Genomic DNA, 16,389 nt, shown 5'->3' with positions numbered 1-16,389 from the left:
ACGGTGATGACGATGACGGCAGCGCAGCCGAAGTCCTTCGTCCGCATCGTCGGCGCCAGCCTCGTCGGCACGACGATCGAGTGGTACGACTTCTTCCTCTACGCCTCCGCGGCGGCCCTGGTCTTCAACAAGCTGTTCTTCCCCGACAGCGACCCGCTCACCGGAACCCTGCTCTCCTTCCTCACCTTCGCCATCGGCTTCCTCGCCCGACCCATCGGCGGGCTGGTGTTCGGCCACTACGGCGACAAGGTCGGCCGCAAGAAGCTGCTGGTGGTGAGCCTGCTGCTGATGGGCGGCGCCACCTTCGCCATGGGCCTGCTGCCCACCTACGCGATGATCGGCGCGGGCGCCCCGCTCCTGCTGATCCTGCTGCGCCTGGTGCAGGGCTTCGCCCTCGGCGGCGAGTGGGGCGGGGCCGTGCTGATCGTCTCCGAGCACGGCGACGACGCCCGCCGCGGGTTCTGGGCGTCCTGGCCGCAGTGCGGAGCGCCGGGCGGCAACCTGCTGGCCACCGCGGTGCTCGCGGTGCTGGCCGCGGTCCAGACCGACGCGGCGTTCGAGTCCTGGGGCTGGCGCATCCCGTTCCTGATCTCCGGGGTGCTGGTCGTCATCGGGCTGTGGATTCGGCTGACCGTGGCGGAGTCCCCGGTGTTCCTGGCGGCGGCCGAGCGGGCGGGCGGGCGGGAGCACGCGCCCGCCGTGGAGGTGTTCCGCACGAGCCGGCGGCAGGTGCTGATCACCATCGGCGCCCGGATGGCGGAGAACGTCTCCTACTACGTGCTGACCGCGTTCATCCTGGTCTACGTCACCACCGGGCTGGGCCTGACCCGCGGCCTCGGGCTGACCGCGGTGCTGGTCGGGTCGGCGGTGCACTTCGTGTCGATCCCGCTGTGGGGCGCGCTGTCGGACCGGCTGGGCAGGCGCCCGGTGTACCTGTTCGGCGCGATCGCCATGGCCGGGTGGGCGTTCGCCTTCTTCGCCCTGCTCGACAGCCGCTCCACCCCGGTCATCATCGCCGCGGCCACCGTGGGGCTGGTGCTGCACGGGGCGATGTACGGGCCGCAGGCGGCGTTCTTCTCCGAGCAGTACCCCACCCGGGTCCGCTACACCGGGCTGTCGATCGGCGGGCAGCTCTCCTCGATCGCGGCCGGTGCGGTGGCGCCGCTGATCGCGGTGGCCCTGTTCCAGGAGTACGACAGCACCATCCCGGTGTCGCTCTACGTGGTGGCCATGTGCGCGATCACCACCGCGGCGGTGTTCCTGGCCGAGGAGACCGCCGGGACTTCCCTGCACGACGAACCCGCCCCGGCCACCCGCTGAGTGGCACCATCCCCCCGGTGGAGGCCCGCGACGCCGTGACAGACCTGCTCACCCTGCTCGACCTGCTGGCCGAGGGGGCGAGCCCCGAGGAGCTGTCCGGCGTCGCGGCCACGGCCCGCGCGTCCGGCCTCGGCGGGGACGCGCTGGCGGCGGTGGACCGCGCCGTCGCGGCGGCGCTGCGGGTCCGCCGCACCGTCACCGCCCACCGCCGCCGCGAAGCGGAGCTGACCGCCCTGTTCGACACCGCGGGCGACCTCGCCGCACTGCGCGACACCGACGCGGTCCTGCGCTCGATCGTCCACCGGGCCCGGATGCTCCTCGGCGTCGACGTGTCGTACCTGTCGCTGAACGACGAGCACGCGGGCAAGACCTACGTGCGGGTGACCGACGGCTCGGTGTCCGCGCTGTTCCAACAGGTCCAGCTCGGCATGGGCGAGGGCCTGGGCGGACTGGTCGCCCAAACCGCCCGCCCCTACGCCAGCCGCGACTACTTCGCCGACACCCGCTTCAACCACACCGGCCCGATCGACTCGTCGGTGCGCGACGAGGGCCTGACGGCGATCCTGGGCGTGCCGCTCGCCCTGGGCAGCCGGGTGATCGGCGTGCTGTACGCGGCCGACCGCACCGCCCGCGACTTCACCCCCGACGAGGTCGCCCTGCTGTCGTCCCTGGCCGACCACGCCGCCATCGCCATCGACACGGCCCGCCTCCTGGACTCCACCCGGGCCGCCCTGGCGGAGCTGAACACCGCGCACACCACCATCTCCGGCCACGTCTCCGCCCTGCGCCAGGCCGCGGAAGCGCACGACAAGCTGATGGACCTGGTCCTGCGCGGCGGCGACCTCGACGAGGTCGCCGGAGCCCTGGCCTCGGTCCTGGGCGGCGGGATCGCGGTGTTCGACGCGGGCGGGGCGGAACTGGCCCGGGTCGGCGACCCGTGCGGCCCGTTCCCGGTGGAGGCCTCCGGCCGGGCGGTGCTGGTGGAGGCGCCGGGCCGGGCGGCGCCGATGGACGCGACGGGTCGGGTGGCGGCGCAGGCGTCGGGCCGGGTGGCGGCGGTGGAGCGGGCGTGGGTGTGCGCGGTGCAGGCGGGCCCGGAGGTGCTGGGCAGCCTGGTCCTGTCCGGCCGAGCGGACCTGGGCGACGCGGAACGGCGGCTGTTCGAACGGGCCGGGGTGGTGACGGCGCTGCTGTTGCTGCTGCGGCGTTCGGTGGCCGCGGCGGAGGACGAGGTCCGCGGCGAACTCCTGTCGGACCTGCTGACCGCGCCGACGCGCAACCCGTCCGGGCTGGCGGCGCGCGGCGCCCGGCTGGGGGTGGACCTGTCGGCGCCGCACATGGTCCTGGTCTGCGCCTCGGAGGTCCCCCGCCGCAGGCTGGCCACGGCCGCGAGCCGCTACGGCGGACTGGTCGGGGTGCACGCGGAGCAGGTCGTGGTGCTGGCACCGGGCCCGGTCCACCCCGCCCGGGTCGCCACCGACCTGGGCACCGCCGTCGACGCCCCGGTCACCGTCGGCGCCGCGGGCCCGGCCACCGGCATCCCCGAACTGGCGGCGGCCCACGCCGAAGCGGCCCGCTGCGCCCGCTCCCTGCTCGCCCTGGACCGCGCGGGCGACGGCGCCACCACCGCCGACCTGGGCTTCATCGGCCTCCTGCTGGGCGACACCCGCGACCTGACCGCCCACGTCGACTCGGTCCTCGGCCCGGTCCTCGACTACGACTCCCGCCGAGGCACCGACCTGCTGGGCACCCTCACCGCCTACTTCGACTCCGGCGCCAGCCTCGCCCGCGCCAAGGACCTGCTCCACGTCCACGTGAACACGGTCGTGCAACGGCTCGACCGGGTGGCGACCCTGCTGGGCGAGGACTGGCAGGACCCGCGCCGCGCCCTGGAGATCCAACTCGCCCTCCGCCTGCACCGCCTGCGCCGATAGCAGGTGAATCCGGTCAATCCGGTGGCACGGGCGGCTCCGCTGGGCTACACCGGAGGGGTGCACGAGGTTCTCTCCGAGTTGGGGGTGCGATCGGACCTGCTCGACCCGCAGCAACTGGTCGAGCTGGACGAGCTCGGGTTCTGCCGGTTCGACACCTTCCTCGACCGGGCGCGGGTCGAGGCGGCGATGGCGGAGTTGGAGCGGCTGCTGGCGGGGTCGGGCAGGCAGGGCGGGACGCTGCACCTGCGGGGGCTGCTGGAGGCCGGGCCGGTGTTCGACGCGTTCTGGCTGCGGCCGCGGTTGCTGGCGGCGGTGCGGCACCTGCTCGGGCCGGAGTTCCGGGTCGACGAGATGCACTACCGGGCGGGCACCCCGGAGCACGGGGGCCAGGCGCTGCACCGGGATTCGCCGGAGCGGGCCGGGCCGGGGCGGTGGCAGGTGTGCACGGCGATCGTGGCGCTGACCGACTTCACCCCGGAGAACGGGTCGACGCGGGTGGTGCCGGGGTCGCACCTGGACTGGGGGTTCGTGGCGCCGCGCGGGCACGAGGACCACCCGGATCAGGTGCTGCTGTCCGGGCCCGCCGGGACGGCCTGGCTGTTCAACTCGCACGTGTGGCACTCGGGCACCCGCAACAACTCCAGCGGCACCCGGCACGCCGTGCTCACCGGCTTCCACCGCCGCGGGGCGGCCACCACGCTGTTCGACGAGCAGCCCGCCGACGGCACGATCGCCCGGCTGGGGAGCGCCGCGTACCTGCTGATGTGACCGGCCCCGGGGAGGTCGGACCCTCCCCGGGGCCCGGGTCCTACTCCGTGCGCAGCGAGGTGAGCCGGGTGGCGCCGCGCAGGAACGGCAGGGTGACCACCGAGACCAGCAGGCCGAGGACGGCGGCGGCGAGGGTCATCAGGCCCACGCTCGGCCAGTCGACGTACAGCGGGTCGTTGCCCAGCCGCAGGACCAGTGCGGCCAGGGCGATGCCGGTGCCGATGGCGATGAGCACCCCCAGTGCGATCGGGACGGCGATCTGCCACAGCAGCGACCGGGCCAGCGCCCCCGTGGGCACCCCGCTGGCGGCGAGGACGGCCAGCGGGCGGCGGCGTTCGCGGATGTGCTCCAGCGCCAGCACCAGCAGGCTGATCCCGGCCAGCAGCAGGATGAACACCGCCCCGATGAGCAGGCCGCGGCGGATGGTCAGGAACGACTGCTCCTCGACGAGGCGGGAGCCGTAGTAGTAGGGGTCGAACTCGTTGCTGTGCACCTTCCACCCCAGCGGGGCCAGCGCCGCGTACGCCCGGTCCAGGGCGTCCGGGTCGGTCGGGTCGAGCACGACGTCGACGGTGGTCCGCGAGGTGGTGGGCAGCGGGTCCGGCAGGGTGCCGCCCGCGGTGAGGAAGAGGCCGTACAACGACGTGCCCGACTCGGCGGGCCGGGCGACGCGGCGGATCTCCGGGATGGTCCAGGCGGCCCGGGGGCGGTACTCCCCACCCGGGGCCACGTCCATCAGCCGCAGCGTGCGACCGGACGTGAACAGCTCGGGGAAGTCCGCACCGCCCACGGCGTAGACCTGCCCGCCCCCGCAATCGGGCACCCGGTAGACCTCGGTCACCACCGCGCAGTCGAGCACGTTGAGGCCGTAGGTCATCCCCGTCTCCTCCAGCTCGAAGGTCACGCTCTCGCTGGGGAACGCCCCGCGCACACCCGGCACCCCGTCGAGCAGATCGATGCTGCGCTGGATGGCGTCGGCCTCCGGGTAGACCTGCATGTGCGGGCTCTGCCCGGCCGTGGTCGAGACCTCGGACGGCGAGTCCGCGAAGCGGTCCGCCTGCGCGACCAGCACCGACTGCACGGCGATCGCCCCGGCGAGCACGATGGCCACCCCGCCGACGACCCTGGCCGAGGTGCCGGAGTCGAGCTGGAGCCTGCGGATGGCAAGCTGCCACGACGTCGGTCCGCCGCGCAGCCGCGCCACCGCCCGCTCGATCACCAGCGGCAGCAGGATCGGCACGCCCGCCAGCAGCAGCGTGGCCCCGGCGGCGACGCTGTAGGACCACACCTCGCTGCCCGCCCTGGCGCCGCCGCCGTGCCAGAGCAGCAGCACCACGCCGAACCCGATCACCGCGAACCGCCAGGCAGGCTTCCGGTTGACCGGCTTGCTGAACCGCACCACACCCAGCGGCTCGATGATGGTGCGGCGCAGGGCGAACTGCGCGGTCAGCACGGCCAGCACCGGCACCGCGAGCACCACCAGCGCGGCCAGCCACCACACCGGCACGATGTCCGACGGGTACACGCTGATCCCGGCGAGCACCACGCCCGGCGCCACCGACCGCCCCACCTGGTACAGCCCGACCCCGACGACCAGCCCGGCAACAGCGCTCACCAGCGACTCCGCCGCCGCGATCCGCCGCACCTGCCGGTCACCCGCGCCCACCAGCCGCAGCGCGGACAGCCGCCGGTCCCGCTCGGCCCCGGCGATGCGGGTGCTGGCCGCGAGGAAGATGAACACCGGCACCAGCAGCGCCACGATCCCGAGCAGGATCAGCAGCAGCAGCGTCGGGTCGAGGTAGCGGACCTGCTCGAAGGTGCCGAACGCGTAGACGGGGGTGGTCAGCGAGCCGCCCACCAGGTCCGGTCCGGCGCCGACGTAGGCGACCAGGTCGTGCGGGTCGGGCACGCCCTCCTGGCCGAGCACCCCGGCCACGCGCGCGGGGAAGCGGTCGCGCAGCAGCCCCGAACCCGGCTCGGCGAGCAGGGTGGCGAGGTCGCCCGAAACCCACATCGACCCCTCGGCGGGCACCGCGTCCATGCCCGGCGGAACCGGGGAGGTGGCGTCCGGGGCGTACACGTACCGCACGGCGATGTTGCGACCGTGGAAGTTGGTGGAGGTGCTGCGGTACGCCAGCGGGGTGATCCCGTCTGCCGGGTTGGAGTCGGGGCTCGCGGCGGTCGAGCGGTCGTCGCGCGCCTGCAACGTCGGCTGCACCGAGGCGGCCAGCAGCAGCACGGCCACCGCCGTGGCCACGCCGAAGGTGCTGAGCAGGAACCTGGCCAGCGAGGTCCGGCCGCCCCCGACGGCCAGCCGGACCCCGATGGCCAGGTCGTTGCACCAGGCCCTCACCACGCGTGCTCCGGTTCCCTGGTGCGCCCGTCGCGCACCACGACCTCGCGGTCGGAGTACGCGGCGACCCTGGCCTCGTGGGTCACCAGCACGACCGCCGCCCCGGTCTCCCTGGCGGTGCCGACGAGCAGCCGCATGACCTCCTCGCCGCTGAGCGAGTCCAGGGCCCCGGTCGGCTCGTCGGCGAAGATCACCTTCGGCCGGGTCACCAGCGCCCTGGCCACCGCCACCCGCTGCCCCTGCCCGCCGGACACCTCGCCGGGCCGCTTGTCGGCCACCTCGTCGACCCGCACCCGCCCCAGCCACTCGCGGGCCGCCGCCTCCGCCGCCTTGCGCGGGGTGCCGCCGAGGCGCAGCGGCAGCGCCACGTTCTCCAGGCAGGTCAGCTCAGGGACCAACTGCCCGAACTGGAACACGAACCCGAACTCACCGCGCCGCAGCGCGCTGCGCTCCTTGTCGCCCATGGCCGACAACTCGCGCCCGGCGTACACGACCGTCCCGGACTCGGGCGCGACGATCCCGGCCAGGCAGTGCAGCAGCGTCGACTTCCCCGACCCGGACGGCCCCAGCACCGCGACGACCTCCCCCGCCGCCACGCTCATCCCGGCCCCGTCCAGCGCAGGGGTTTTTCCGAACGACTTGCGCAGGTCGGTCCCGACCAGCAGCACGTCGCTCATGACGCGACCTGCGCGCCCAGGTCGGCCAGGCGGGCGGTGGTCAGCTCCAACCAGCGCAGGTCCGCCTCCAGGTGGAACAGGGCGTGGTCGCAGATCAACTGGTCGGCCAGGTCCCCCTCCTGCTTGCGCGCGGTCAGCTCCCGCATAGCCTTGAGGTGCGCGACCCGCTGCGCGTCGAGCACGTCCTCCGCGCTGCGCCCGGACATCAGCGCGAGCACGACCTTGGTGTAGAGCGCGCTCTGCAGGTAGATCTGCGGCTTCTCCGGGGTCACGAGCCACTCCGCCACGTCGGTGACCCCGGCGTGGGTGATGGCGTAGCGCTTGCGGTCGGGACCGCCCCCTGGTTCGACACCGCTCTCCTCCACGAGTCCGTTGCGCAGCAGACGGGACAGCGTCGAGTAGACCTGTCCGTAGGCCAGCGGGCGGTCTTGCCCGAAGCGCTCGTCGTAGGCGCGCTTGAGGTCGTAGCCGTGCCGGGGACCGGTCTCCAGCAGCCCCAGCAAGGCGTGTCCGATTGACATGCCCCGGGACTCTACCGGATGTGTATACACACGGCGAATAGATCAGGAGAGGCAGAGGCAGAACGGGTGCCCGGCCGGGTCGGCGTACACGCGGAAGTCCTCCGCCCCGTCGTCCAGGAGCCGGGCACCGAGGCCGACCGCCCGGGTGTGCGCGGCCTCCAGGTCCTCGACGTAGAGGTCGAGGTGCAACTGCTGGGGGCGCTCACCCGTGGGCCAGGTGGGCGGGGTGTGGTCGGCGACGCGCTGGAAGGAGAGCCGACCGCCGGGGCCGTTCAGGTTCACCCAGCCGTTCTCCCGCTGCTCCCCCGGCTCCGGCCACTCGAGGAGCCGGGCGTAGAAGCCCGCCAGGGCGATCGGGTCGGGGCAGTCGAGGACGGTGGTGCCGAAAGTGGGTACGGACATGGCGACCTCCTGGAGTTGGTAACCGGTATACCGAGTATGCGGGTTACGGCATCTTTCGACAACCGGTCACCGGCCTACAGTGGTGACGTGCGCACTGGCGAGGCGACCCCGGAGCACGACGCGGACCTGCTCCTGGACTTCCTGAACACGATCGACCTCGAGGAGCACACCGACCTGCTCGACGACGCCCACGGGTGGCGGTCATGGCTCACCGCACACGGCCTGTCGGACGGCGATGCGGCGCGGGTGCGGGCCGTGCGCGACGGGCTCCGGGCCGCTGCCGCCGGAGAACCCGCTTCCCTGGCCGGTTTCGCGGTGCCGGTTGAAGTGGCGGGCGGGGTACCCCGGTTGGCGGGGGCGGAGGTGACCGAAGCGGTCCTGGCGGCGGCGGTGCGGTTGGCGGTGCTCGGGGAGTGGGAGCGGGTGAAGATCTGCCCGGCGGACGACTGCCGGTGGGCGTTCTTCGACCGGAGCCGCAACCGGTCGCGGACCTGGTGCTCGATGCGGGTGTGCGGCAACCGGGAGAAAGCGCGGGCCTGGCGGGAACGCACCCGCCCGGAGTGACCGGTTTGCCGGCCTAGTTGCTGCGCGTGGGCGACCGGCGCCATCGCAGCCCCCTTGCATACCGGCTGTAATATCGTGGTATACGAGCGTTCTGGCGAATGGAGATGCGAGCCGTGAAGCGCAGGGTTGTGAGCAAGTCGACAGTCAAACGGATCGTCGCCCGCTCGACCGCGGCCTCCGCGCGGCTCGAACGGCGGGCGATCCCCGCTGATTACGTCCGCCCGGAAAGCATCACACAGTTCCTCGTCAAGCGTCGCCAGCAGGCGTGACCGCGTTCACGCCAGGCTACGGTGAGACCCCCGTTTCCGACGACGAGATGCAAGCACTGCTCGCGGATGCACGGACAGCACTCGGGTCACCCATCAACAAGGCCGCGATATTCGACCTTGAGCAGGAACTGCAAAACGAGGTCACCGAGCAACTGCTGACCCAGGTACTCGTCGACGAACTAGCGCTCCAAGATCTCCCGCATGACGGGTTTGTGCGCGAATTGCACGAGCGGTTGTACGGAGACATCTGGACGTGGGCCGGACGCTTCCGCAAACGCGAACTGAACATCGGCGTAGCTCCCGAGCAGATCGCAGTCGACCTACGCAACGCCTTGGACAGCATCCAGTACCGCTGGAACACCACCCAGGACTGGACGCCGCGCGAACTCGGCATCGCCGTCCATGCCGAGTTGGTGAGAATTCATCCATTTACCGACGGAAATGGTCGCACAACCCGCCTGCTCGCCGACCTGGTATTTGCTGCCACACAAGATGACGAAACACTTCATGGATATGATTGGAATATAGACAAAGCTCACTACATCACTTTGCTGCGCCAGTATGACGTCAACCGCGACTCCAGCGCGCTGGCTGCATTTATTCCCGTGTTCCCATTCCCTGAGTAACTGCACCCCTCAGCCAGCCGAGGGGCCATCGCCTCGAACCGTCATACCCGATTACCTCGCCACACCCATGGGGCCGAGCCCAAGGCCATCCTATCCCGCCACGGGTGCGGCGCGGGAAGAGACGATCATGCTTGTGGACAACCCGGCAGGTTGTCCACAGGCAACACCGAGGGCTTGCGGGGCTCAGGAGATGAACTGGGCGACCGTGTAGATGAGCAGGCCCGCGAGGGCGCCGACGACGGTGCCGTTGATGCGGATGAACTGGAGGTCGCGGCCGACCTGGAGTTCGATCTTCTGGGAGGTTTCCTCCGCGTCCCAGCGGTGGACGGTGTCGGTGATCAGGGTGGTGATCTCGTCGCGGTAGTTGAGGACCACGTAGGCCGCCGCGCCCTCGACCCAGCCGTCGGCCTTGGTGCGGAGGTCGGTGTCGTTGGCCAGGCGGTCGCCCAGGGTGGTGAGGGCGGTGCGGACCCTGGTGCGCAGTTCGCTGGAGGGGTCTTCCGCGGCGTCGAGGAGCATGCGCTTGGCCGTGGTCCAGGCCCGGCCGATGATGTCCTTCACCGCGGGGTGTTCGAGGACCTGGTGCTTGACCAGTTCGGCCCGCTCCATGATCTTGGGGTCGGTCTGGAGGTTGCCCGCGAACTCGTGCAGGAACTTGTCGACGGCGGCGCGCATGGGGTGGTTGACGTCGGTCTTGACGTTCCAGGCGAACGTCAGGACCTCCTCGTACACGCGGTCGGCGACCAGGGCGTCGACGAACTTGGGCGACCAGGAGGGGGCGCGGTTGGAGACGACGCGCATGACCTGGTCGTGGTTGCGGCTGACCCACTCGTAGGCCTGGTCGCAGATCAGGTCGACCAGCCTGTGGTGGGTGCCGTCGTCGAAGACGCGCTGGAGGAGCTTGCCCAGCGGCGGTCCCCAGGGGACGTTGACCACGCGGGTGACGACCGCCTGCTCCATGACGGCCTGGACGTCCTCGTCGCGCAGGACGGTGACGGCGCCGCGCAAGACCGTGGCGAGTTCGGAGGTGATGCGCTCGGCGTTGTCCGGCTGGGCCAGCCAACCGCCCAGGCGACCGGCGACGCCCACGCGGCGGAGGCGGTCGCGGACGACCGACTCGGACAGGAAGTTGGAGCCGACGAAGTCGCCGAGGCTGTCGCCCAGGACGTCCTTCTTGGTGGGGATGATCGCCGTGTGCGGGATGGGCAGCCCCATCGGCCTGCGGAACAGCGCGGTGACGGCGAACCAGTCGGCCAGGGCGCCGACCATGCCCGCCTCGGCCGCCGCCCGCACGTAGCCCACCCACGCGGGCGGGTCCGGCCACAGGACCGTTGCCAGGAAGATGAGGGTGGCCGCGCCGAGGAACGACAGCGCGACCAGTTTCATCGTGCGCAGCGCGCGGCGCTTCTCCGCCTCGCCCGGGACCGGTGTCAGTTGCTCCACCCCGCCATTCTCCGTGAGGATGCGCAGTCGTGCCCCCACACCCGCTGGTACCCCGACTGCGACCGTTCACCTCGACGATCTTCGCGGAGATGACCGCGCTGGCCGCCCGGACCGGGGCGGTCAACCTCGGCCAGGGCTTCCCGGACACCGACGGGCCGCCCGCGATGCTGGCCGCGGCCCAGGAAGCGATCGGTTCCGGCGTCAACCAGTACCCGCCCGGACCGGGCCGCCCGGAGCTGCGGGCGGCCATCGCCGAGAGCCGCGCCCGGTACGGGACGGCGTACGACCCGGACGGGGAGATCCTGGTCACGGTGGGCGCCACCGAGGCCATCGCGGCGGCCCTGCTCTCCCTCGTGCAGACGGGCGACGAGGTGATCCTGTTCGAGCCCTACTACGACTCGTACGCGGCCTCGGTGGCCCTCGCCGGGGCGACCCGGGTGGTAGTGCCGCTGGTGGAGGAGGAGTCCGGGCGGTTCGGGGTGCCGGTCGAGGCGCTGCGCGCGGCGGTGACCCCCCGGACCAAGGCGGTCCTGGTCAACACCCCGCACAACCCCACCGGCTCCGTGTTCACCGCGGCCGAGCTGGCGGGCATCGCCGCCGTCTGCCGCGACCACGACCTGCTGGCCATCACCGACGAGGTGTACGAGGACCTGCTGTTCGACGGCCGCGCGCACACCCCGCTGGCGTCGCTGCCGGGGATGCGGGAGCGGACGCTGACCATCTCCAGCGCGGGCAAGAGCTTCAACTGCACCGGCTGGAAGATCGGCTGGGTGTGCGGCCCGGCCGGACTGGTGTCGGCGGTGCGCGCGGCCAAGCAGTTCATGACCTTCGTCGGCGGGGCGCCGTTCCAACCGGCGGTGGCCTACGCGCTCGGCCACGAGTCGGCGTGGGTGGCGTCGACGCGGGATGTGTTGGCGGACAAGCGGAACCGGCTCTCGGCGGGTCTCGCGGCGGCCGGGTTCGGGGTGCGGCAGGCGGAGGGGACGTACTTCGTGTGCGCCGACATCCGCCCGCTGGGCTACTCCGACGGGGTCGAGTTCTGCTACGCGCTGCCGGAGCGGGCGGGTGTGGCGGCGGTGCCGCTGCAGGTGTTCACGGACTCGCCGGAGCAGTGGAAGCACCTGGTGCGGTTCGCGTTCTGCAAGCGCGACGAGGTGCTGGACGAAGCCGTCGAGCGGCTGGGGAGGCTGCGCTAGGTCACACCTTCGCGTGACCCCGGGAGCCGCCCGCCGCACCCCGCCGTCGGACGGGCTGACGAGGGGTGGAGCGGACGGAGGTGCGTGCGGGGTGCGGGACTTGGTGGCGCTGGCGGCGGGCGGCGACCAGGACGCCTGGCGGGAACTGGTGCGGCGGTACTCGGACCTGGTGTGGGCGGTGGCGCGGGCCCACCGGCTGCAACGGGCCGACGCGGCGGACGTGAGCCAACTGACCTGGGTGCGCCTGGCGGAGAACATCGGGCGGCTGCGCGAACCCGACCGGGTCGGCGCGTGGCTGGCGACCACCGCCCGGCGCGAGTCGCTGCGGGTCCTCGGCGAGCGCGGCCGGGAGACCGTGACGGACCGCTGGGCCGAGTGGGTCGACGGGGACGAGACCTGGCGCCCGGAGGAGGTGGCACTGCGCGGCGAACGCGACGACCTGCTGTGGCGGGCGTTCGCCGGACTGCGCGAGCGGTGCCGGAACCTGTTGGCGTTGCAGTCTTTCGCACCCGAACTGACCTATGTGGAGCTGTCCGGGGTACTGGGCCTGTCTGGCAGCGCGGTGTCCAAGACGCGCGGCCGCTGCCTGGAGGCGTTGCGGCGGCGGCTGGTGCTGCTCGGGGTGCCCGGGGAGGCGGCGTGAGGGACGACGAGGCCGGGCTGCTCGCCGAGCTGCGCGAGGTGCTCAGCGGACTCGACCCGGTGCCCGCCGGGGTGCGGGAGGCGGCGGTGGTGGCGGGGAGCCTGCTGGGGGTGCGGTGGGAGCGGGTCGAACTCGAGGAGGTCGCGGTGCCGCTGATGCGGGGGACCGCGCGGGTGTGGGCCCGGGAGCCGGACATCACCATCCGGGTGGGGGGCGAGGTGACCGGGGTGGTGGCGCCGGAACTGGGGGTCACCCGGGTGGAGTCGCAGGGGGCGGCGGGTGGGGCCCGGTACGCGGTGGACGCCGGGGGGAGCTTCGGCGGGCCGGTGGTCCGGGGGCGGGTTCGGTTCGTGCTGCACCGGGCCGGTGGGGTGCCGCTGGTGACGTCGTGGCTGGGGTGAGCGGGGGCGTGGCCAGGAACCGGGCCGCGGTGCGGGGAGCGCGGTCGGCGGCAGGGGGCCGAGCTCCGACGGGTCAGTTCGGCGATGGGCAGGACTTGGCGGAACACCCCCAGGCACAGGACGTAGAGAGAACGCAAAAGCAGGTGAAGGCTGGGGGCACGACCGCGCAGACGACTACGTCGGCGCGGAGGGCGGGCGACCGGCGGTCGAGAGCCGCGCGAGGTCCTGAGCGGGCGGGGCCGCGGGATGGGGAGTTGCGGACGTGGGCGGAGTGGCACGCGGAGGCGGTGCGGCGGCAGGAGGAGGGGGAGCCGCTGGTGGCGCGGCGGGCGGCTCGGGCGGCGATCGCGGTGGCGGGGGATGAGCGGGAGCGGGCCGAGTCGCGGTTGGTGTTGGCGTGGGTGTCGCACCGGTTGGGGGATGACGCGGAGGCGGAGGCGTTGATCGCGGTCGCTCGGCCCGGGTTGGGGGCGGGTGGGGTGGTGCGGGCGGACTGCCTCGGGGGGTTGATCCAGTGCGCGGCGGGGCGGTACGCGGAAGCGGTCGGTGTGTTGGCGGTGGCGGTGGCCGGGTTGGCGGGGAAGCCGCGGTGGCGGGCGAACGCGTTGGTGGGGTTGGGGGTGGCCGCGGGGCACCTGGGGCGGTTCGCTGAGGCGGATCGGGCGTTGGCGGAGGCCGGGGAGGTCTACGCCGGGATCGGAGAGGTGGAGCGGGCGGCCACCTGCGTGCACAACCGGGGGTTCCTCGCCGCTGAGGCGGGGGAGCACGCGCGGGCCGTGGAGCACTACGCGGCCTCGGGGGTTGATGAGGGGCGGTGGCCGGAGGTGTTGGTCGACCGCGCCCGGTCGGAGTTGGCGTTGGGGTTGGTGCGCACCGCTGATGCCACGTTGGCCAGGGCGGAGGTGTTGTTGGCCGCGGCGGGGCGGGCGCCCGCGTTCGCGGAGGCGTTGTTGGCTCGGGCTGAGCACGCCTTGGGCGGCGGGGACCGGGAGACGGCCGCTCGGACGGCCACCCGGGCCGCCGAGTTGTTCCGGGACCACCGGCTGCCCGAACTCGGCGCCCGGGCCCGCGAACTGGCCCGCCGGGCGGTTCGGGTGGACGCGCCCGCCCGCGTCGAACGGGCCAGGTCCGCCCTCACCAGGGTGAGCACGGCACGGGACCTGCACGAGCGCAACGAACGGCTGCTGGCCCTGCACACCGGTGACGACGCCGAGCCCGCGCCGCTCGACGACCCCGCGCTGGTGGTCCTCATCGACCGGGGCGGCACCCTGCTCGCACTGTCCACTACGGACCTTCGAGAGATCGGTGACACCGCTCGCATCACCGCGGCCGCCCGTGCCTTCCACCGGCACGCCGTCCTCGCCGAACACTCCGCGAGCGGGGAGGCCCCCGCCGACATGCCTGCCCCAGGTCTGCTGGACGCCGGGCTGGTCCCCGCAGGCCATGCCTCCCCCGGACTGCCCACCGCTGGCCTGGTCCCCCCAAACCAGGCCTCCCCCGGCCCGCCTACTGCCGGGCTGTTCCCCACCGGCCTGCCGGCCTGCGGTGTGCCCGGTGCCGGGCTGTCATCCGCCCGCCAGGCTGCCGTCGAGTTCGCCCGGTTGTTGGGGCTGCCCGCAGGCCGCCGCACCGTGGTCGTGCCCACGCCCGCCCTGGCGGGGTTGCCGTGGGGGCTGCTGCCCGGTGGCATCACCGTCGCCCCCTCGGTGGCCGCCTACCGCCGTGCCGAGGCCGCTCCCGAGCCGACCGGGCCGCGCCTGTGGATCGCCGGCCCGGGGTTGGACCACGCCGTGCCCGAGGTGACCGCGCTGCACCGCGCCCACGGCGGCACCCTCCTCGTCGAGCCCACCGTCGACGCCGCTCGGGAGGCGATCGGGCGGGCGGGGTGGGTGCACATCGCCGCACACGGGCACCACCGCGCCGGGGCGCCCGGGATCGATCTGGGGGACGGGACGCTGCACCCCCACCACCTCGGTGGGCTCCGGCGGGGGCCCGAGCGGGTGGTGCTGGCGGCGTGCGAGGTGGGGCACCCCTACGGGTTCCCGCTGGCCTTCCTCCGGCTGGGGGCCAAGACGGTGGTGGGGAGTCCGATCGCGGTCAGGGACCGGGGTGGGCGCGGGCCCGGGGTGCTGGGGGTGGTGGGGGCGTGAGGCGGGCGCGGGCGATCTCGGCGGCGACCCGGGGGGCGGCGAAGGAGGTGCCGCTCCAGCGGGCCGCGCCGAAGGTGCGCATGCCCCCGGCGAGGCGGACGTGGCTGCTGAGGACGTCGACGCCGGGGGCGTGGCGGTCGACCCAGGGGCCGCGGTTGGTGAAGGGGGCGGGTGAGCCGTCGAGCGCCGAGGCGCCGACCGCGACCACACCGGGGAGCGCGGCGGGCCAGAACGGGCGGGTGGTGCCGGTGTTGCCCGCCGCGGCGACGACCGCGGTGGTGGGGAAGCGGGCCAGTTCGTCCGCGAGGACCGGGGGGCAGCGGTCGTCGGCGGTGTGGCAGCCCGCGGTGAGCACGATGACGTGGGGGTGGGGGCGGGTCGACTCGTGGTGCAGGGCGGCGGCGAGGGTCCGGTCGTCGGTCAGGCCGCGGGGGGTGAGGACGCGGTGGGCGCGGATGGTGACCCCGGGGGCGTGGCGCAGGAGGACGCCCGCGACGAAGGTGCCGTGGCCCGCCTGGCGGTCGGCGTGGCCGTCGGCGTCCTCGTCGAGGAGTTCGGCGGTGGCGGGGTCGAACCAGGGGCGGTCGGCGAACCAGGGGTGCGGGTCGAGGCCGGTGTCGAACAGGGTGACCGTGACCGGTGGCGCCCACACCTCCCGCGGAGGTGGCGGGGGCGGGTCGGCCGGGGTGGGGACGGCACCGGTCCCGTGGAGGACCGGGGTGCCGACGAGGTGGACGTGGTTGGCCGCGACCGGGACCCGCTCGGCCACGTCGGCGGCTATCCGCACGCAGTCGGCGGCGACCGGGGGGCGCAATCGGAGCAGACCCGGACCGTCGGTTTCGACGGTGTCGACCCACCTCCGCAAAATGCGAGCGGCATCTTCCACCCGCGCCCTCGGGACGAGGAGTTGACCGGTTCGGACGAGGCACTGCGCGGGTCCGCCCGGGTCGTGCACCGTGAGGCCGCTGAGCCGTTCGGCCAGCTCGGGGAGGGCGTCCGGGTGCTGTGAGTACACAACGGACACCCTGCCGCCGCCGCGGTCCCCCCGCACGGAAGGCGGCTCGACGTCACCCGGACCGGTGATTTCCACTGTCGGTGATCATCGTCTCCATTCGGCCCACT

At 73.3% G+C, this 16,389-nt stretch carries 16 protein-coding genes; 10 read left to right on the top strand and 6 right to left on the bottom strand.

Going from position 1 to position 16,389, the window contains the following annotated elements; translation table 11 throughout:
- The first annotated feature begins 12 nt into the window (after positions 1-12).
- Genes UO65_RS30520 through UO65_RS30510 form a run of 3 tightly spaced genes read left to right on the top strand, consistent with a single transcriptional unit; the run spans position 13 to position 4,022 of the window.
- Complete coding sequence (locus UO65_RS30520; protein ID WP_035289638.1) at positions 13-1,320, top strand: MFS transporter; 1,308 nt, start codon at positions 13-15, stop codon at positions 1,318-1,320.
- 17 nt (positions 1,321-1,337) lie between these two features.
- Positions 1,338-3,254 carry a helix-turn-helix domain-containing protein gene (locus tag UO65_RS30515; protein ID WP_035289635.1) on the top strand — a complete coding sequence of 639 codons (1,917 nt, stop codon included), beginning with the start codon at positions 1,338-1,340 and terminating at the stop codon, positions 3,252-3,254.
- A gap of 57 nt (positions 3,255-3,311) precedes the next feature.
- Complete coding sequence (locus tag UO65_RS30510; protein ID WP_035289633.1) at positions 3,312-4,022, top strand: phytanoyl-CoA dioxygenase family protein; 711 nt, start codon at positions 3,312-3,314, stop codon at positions 4,020-4,022.
- A gap of 40 nt (positions 4,023-4,062) precedes the next feature.
- On the opposite strand, the gene UO65_RS30505 is transcribed toward UO65_RS30510, so the two are convergent.
- From UO65_RS30505 to UO65_RS30490, 4 genes are read right to left on the bottom strand one after another with little or no spacing between them, the layout of a single operon-like run.
- Positions 4,063-6,378 (bottom strand): ABC transporter permease, encoded by a 2,316-nt coding sequence (locus UO65_RS30505; protein WP_052022026.1) that lies wholly within the window; start codon positions 6,376-6,378, stop codon positions 4,063-4,065.
- The gene (locus UO65_RS30500; RefSeq protein WP_035289630.1) at positions 6,372-7,052 is read right to left on the bottom strand and encodes an ABC transporter ATP-binding protein; all 681 of its coding nucleotides are present in this window, start codon (positions 7,050-7,052) and stop codon (positions 6,372-6,374) included. Before UO65_RS30500 ends, UO65_RS30505 begins: the two co-directional genes overlap by 7 nt.
- Complete coding sequence (locus UO65_RS30495) at positions 7,049-7,573, bottom strand: PadR family transcriptional regulator (protein WP_035289628.1); 525 nt, start codon at positions 7,571-7,573, stop codon at positions 7,049-7,051. The genes UO65_RS30500 and UO65_RS30495 overlap by 4 nt, the downstream gene beginning before the upstream one ends.
- 42 nt (positions 7,574-7,615) lie before the next feature.
- Complete coding sequence (locus UO65_RS30490; protein ID WP_035289626.1) at positions 7,616-7,975, bottom strand: VOC family protein; 360 nt, start codon at positions 7,973-7,975, stop codon at positions 7,616-7,618.
- Positions 7,976-8,062: 87 nt separating this feature from the next.
- Between UO65_RS30490 and UO65_RS30485 the strand changes: the two genes are divergently transcribed.
- The 3 genes from UO65_RS30485 (at position 8,063) to UO65_RS30480 (ending at position 9,434) form a co-directional block, all read left to right on the top strand.
- Positions 8,063-8,539 (top strand): CGNR zinc finger domain-containing protein, encoded by a 477-nt coding sequence (locus UO65_RS30485; RefSeq protein ID WP_052022025.1) that lies wholly within the window; start codon positions 8,063-8,065, stop codon positions 8,537-8,539.
- A gap of 113 nt (positions 8,540-8,652) precedes the next feature.
- Positions 8,653-8,808 carry a hypothetical protein gene (locus tag UO65_RS37090; protein ID WP_161784544.1) on the top strand — a complete coding sequence of 52 codons (156 nt, stop codon included), beginning with the start codon at positions 8,653-8,655 and terminating at the stop codon, positions 8,806-8,808.
- Positions 8,805-9,434 (top strand): Fic family protein, encoded by a 630-nt coding sequence (locus UO65_RS30480; protein ID WP_035289624.1) that lies wholly within the window; start codon positions 8,805-8,807, stop codon positions 9,432-9,434. The genes UO65_RS37090 and UO65_RS30480 overlap by 4 nt, the downstream gene beginning before the upstream one ends.
- A gap of 183 nt (positions 9,435-9,617) precedes the next feature.
- Here the strand turns inward: UO65_RS30480 and UO65_RS30475 are convergent, their stop codons facing one another.
- On the bottom strand, positions 9,618-10,877 hold the full coding sequence (locus UO65_RS30475) for a DUF445 domain-containing protein (RefSeq protein WP_035289622.1): 1,260 nt from the start codon (positions 10,875-10,877) through the stop codon (positions 9,618-9,620).
- Positions 10,878-10,906: 29 nt separating this feature from the next.
- Between UO65_RS30475 and UO65_RS30470 the strand changes: the two genes are divergently transcribed.
- The 4 genes from UO65_RS30470 to UO65_RS38785 all read left to right on the top strand — a co-directional run bounded on the left by UO65_RS30470 (position 10,907) and on the right by UO65_RS38785 (position 15,267).
- Positions 10,907-12,073 carry a pyridoxal phosphate-dependent aminotransferase gene (locus tag UO65_RS30470; protein WP_035289620.1) on the top strand — a complete coding sequence of 389 codons (1,167 nt, stop codon included), beginning with the start codon at positions 10,907-10,909 and terminating at the stop codon, positions 12,071-12,073.
- 91 nt (positions 12,074-12,164) lie between these two features.
- Positions 12,165-12,716 (top strand): RNA polymerase sigma factor, encoded by a 552-nt coding sequence (locus tag UO65_RS30465; protein ID WP_035289618.1) that lies wholly within the window; start codon positions 12,165-12,167, stop codon positions 12,714-12,716.
- A complete protein-coding gene (locus tag UO65_RS30460) occupies positions 12,713-13,117 on the top strand; it encodes a hypothetical protein (RefSeq protein ID WP_035289616.1) in 405 nt (134 codons plus the stop codon). Before UO65_RS30465 ends, UO65_RS30460 begins: the two co-directional genes overlap by 4 nt.
- A gap of 254 nt (positions 13,118-13,371) precedes the next feature.
- Positions 13,372-15,267, top strand: coding sequence for a CHAT domain-containing protein (locus UO65_RS38785; protein ID WP_152552361.1), 1,896 nt, complete (start codon positions 13,372-13,374; stop codon positions 15,265-15,267).
- Here UO65_RS38785 and UO65_RS30450 read toward each other — a convergent pair.
- Positions 15,215-16,081: a S8 family peptidase gene (locus UO65_RS30450; RefSeq protein WP_233427903.1), complete on the bottom strand. Its 867-nt coding sequence runs from the start codon at positions 16,079-16,081 to the stop codon at positions 15,215-15,217. The genes UO65_RS38785 and UO65_RS30450 overlap by 53 nt on opposite strands.
- Between the last annotated feature and the right edge of the window lie 308 nt (positions 16,082-16,389).

The organism is Actinokineospora spheciospongiae, from assembly GCF_000564855.1.
GTDB classification, from domain to species: domain Bacteria; phylum Actinomycetota; class Actinomycetes; order Mycobacteriales; family Pseudonocardiaceae; genus Actinokineospora; species Actinokineospora spheciospongiae.
The sequence above is the reverse complement of the archived record's forward strand: the minus strand, read 5'-3'. Positions and strand labels throughout refer to the sequence as shown.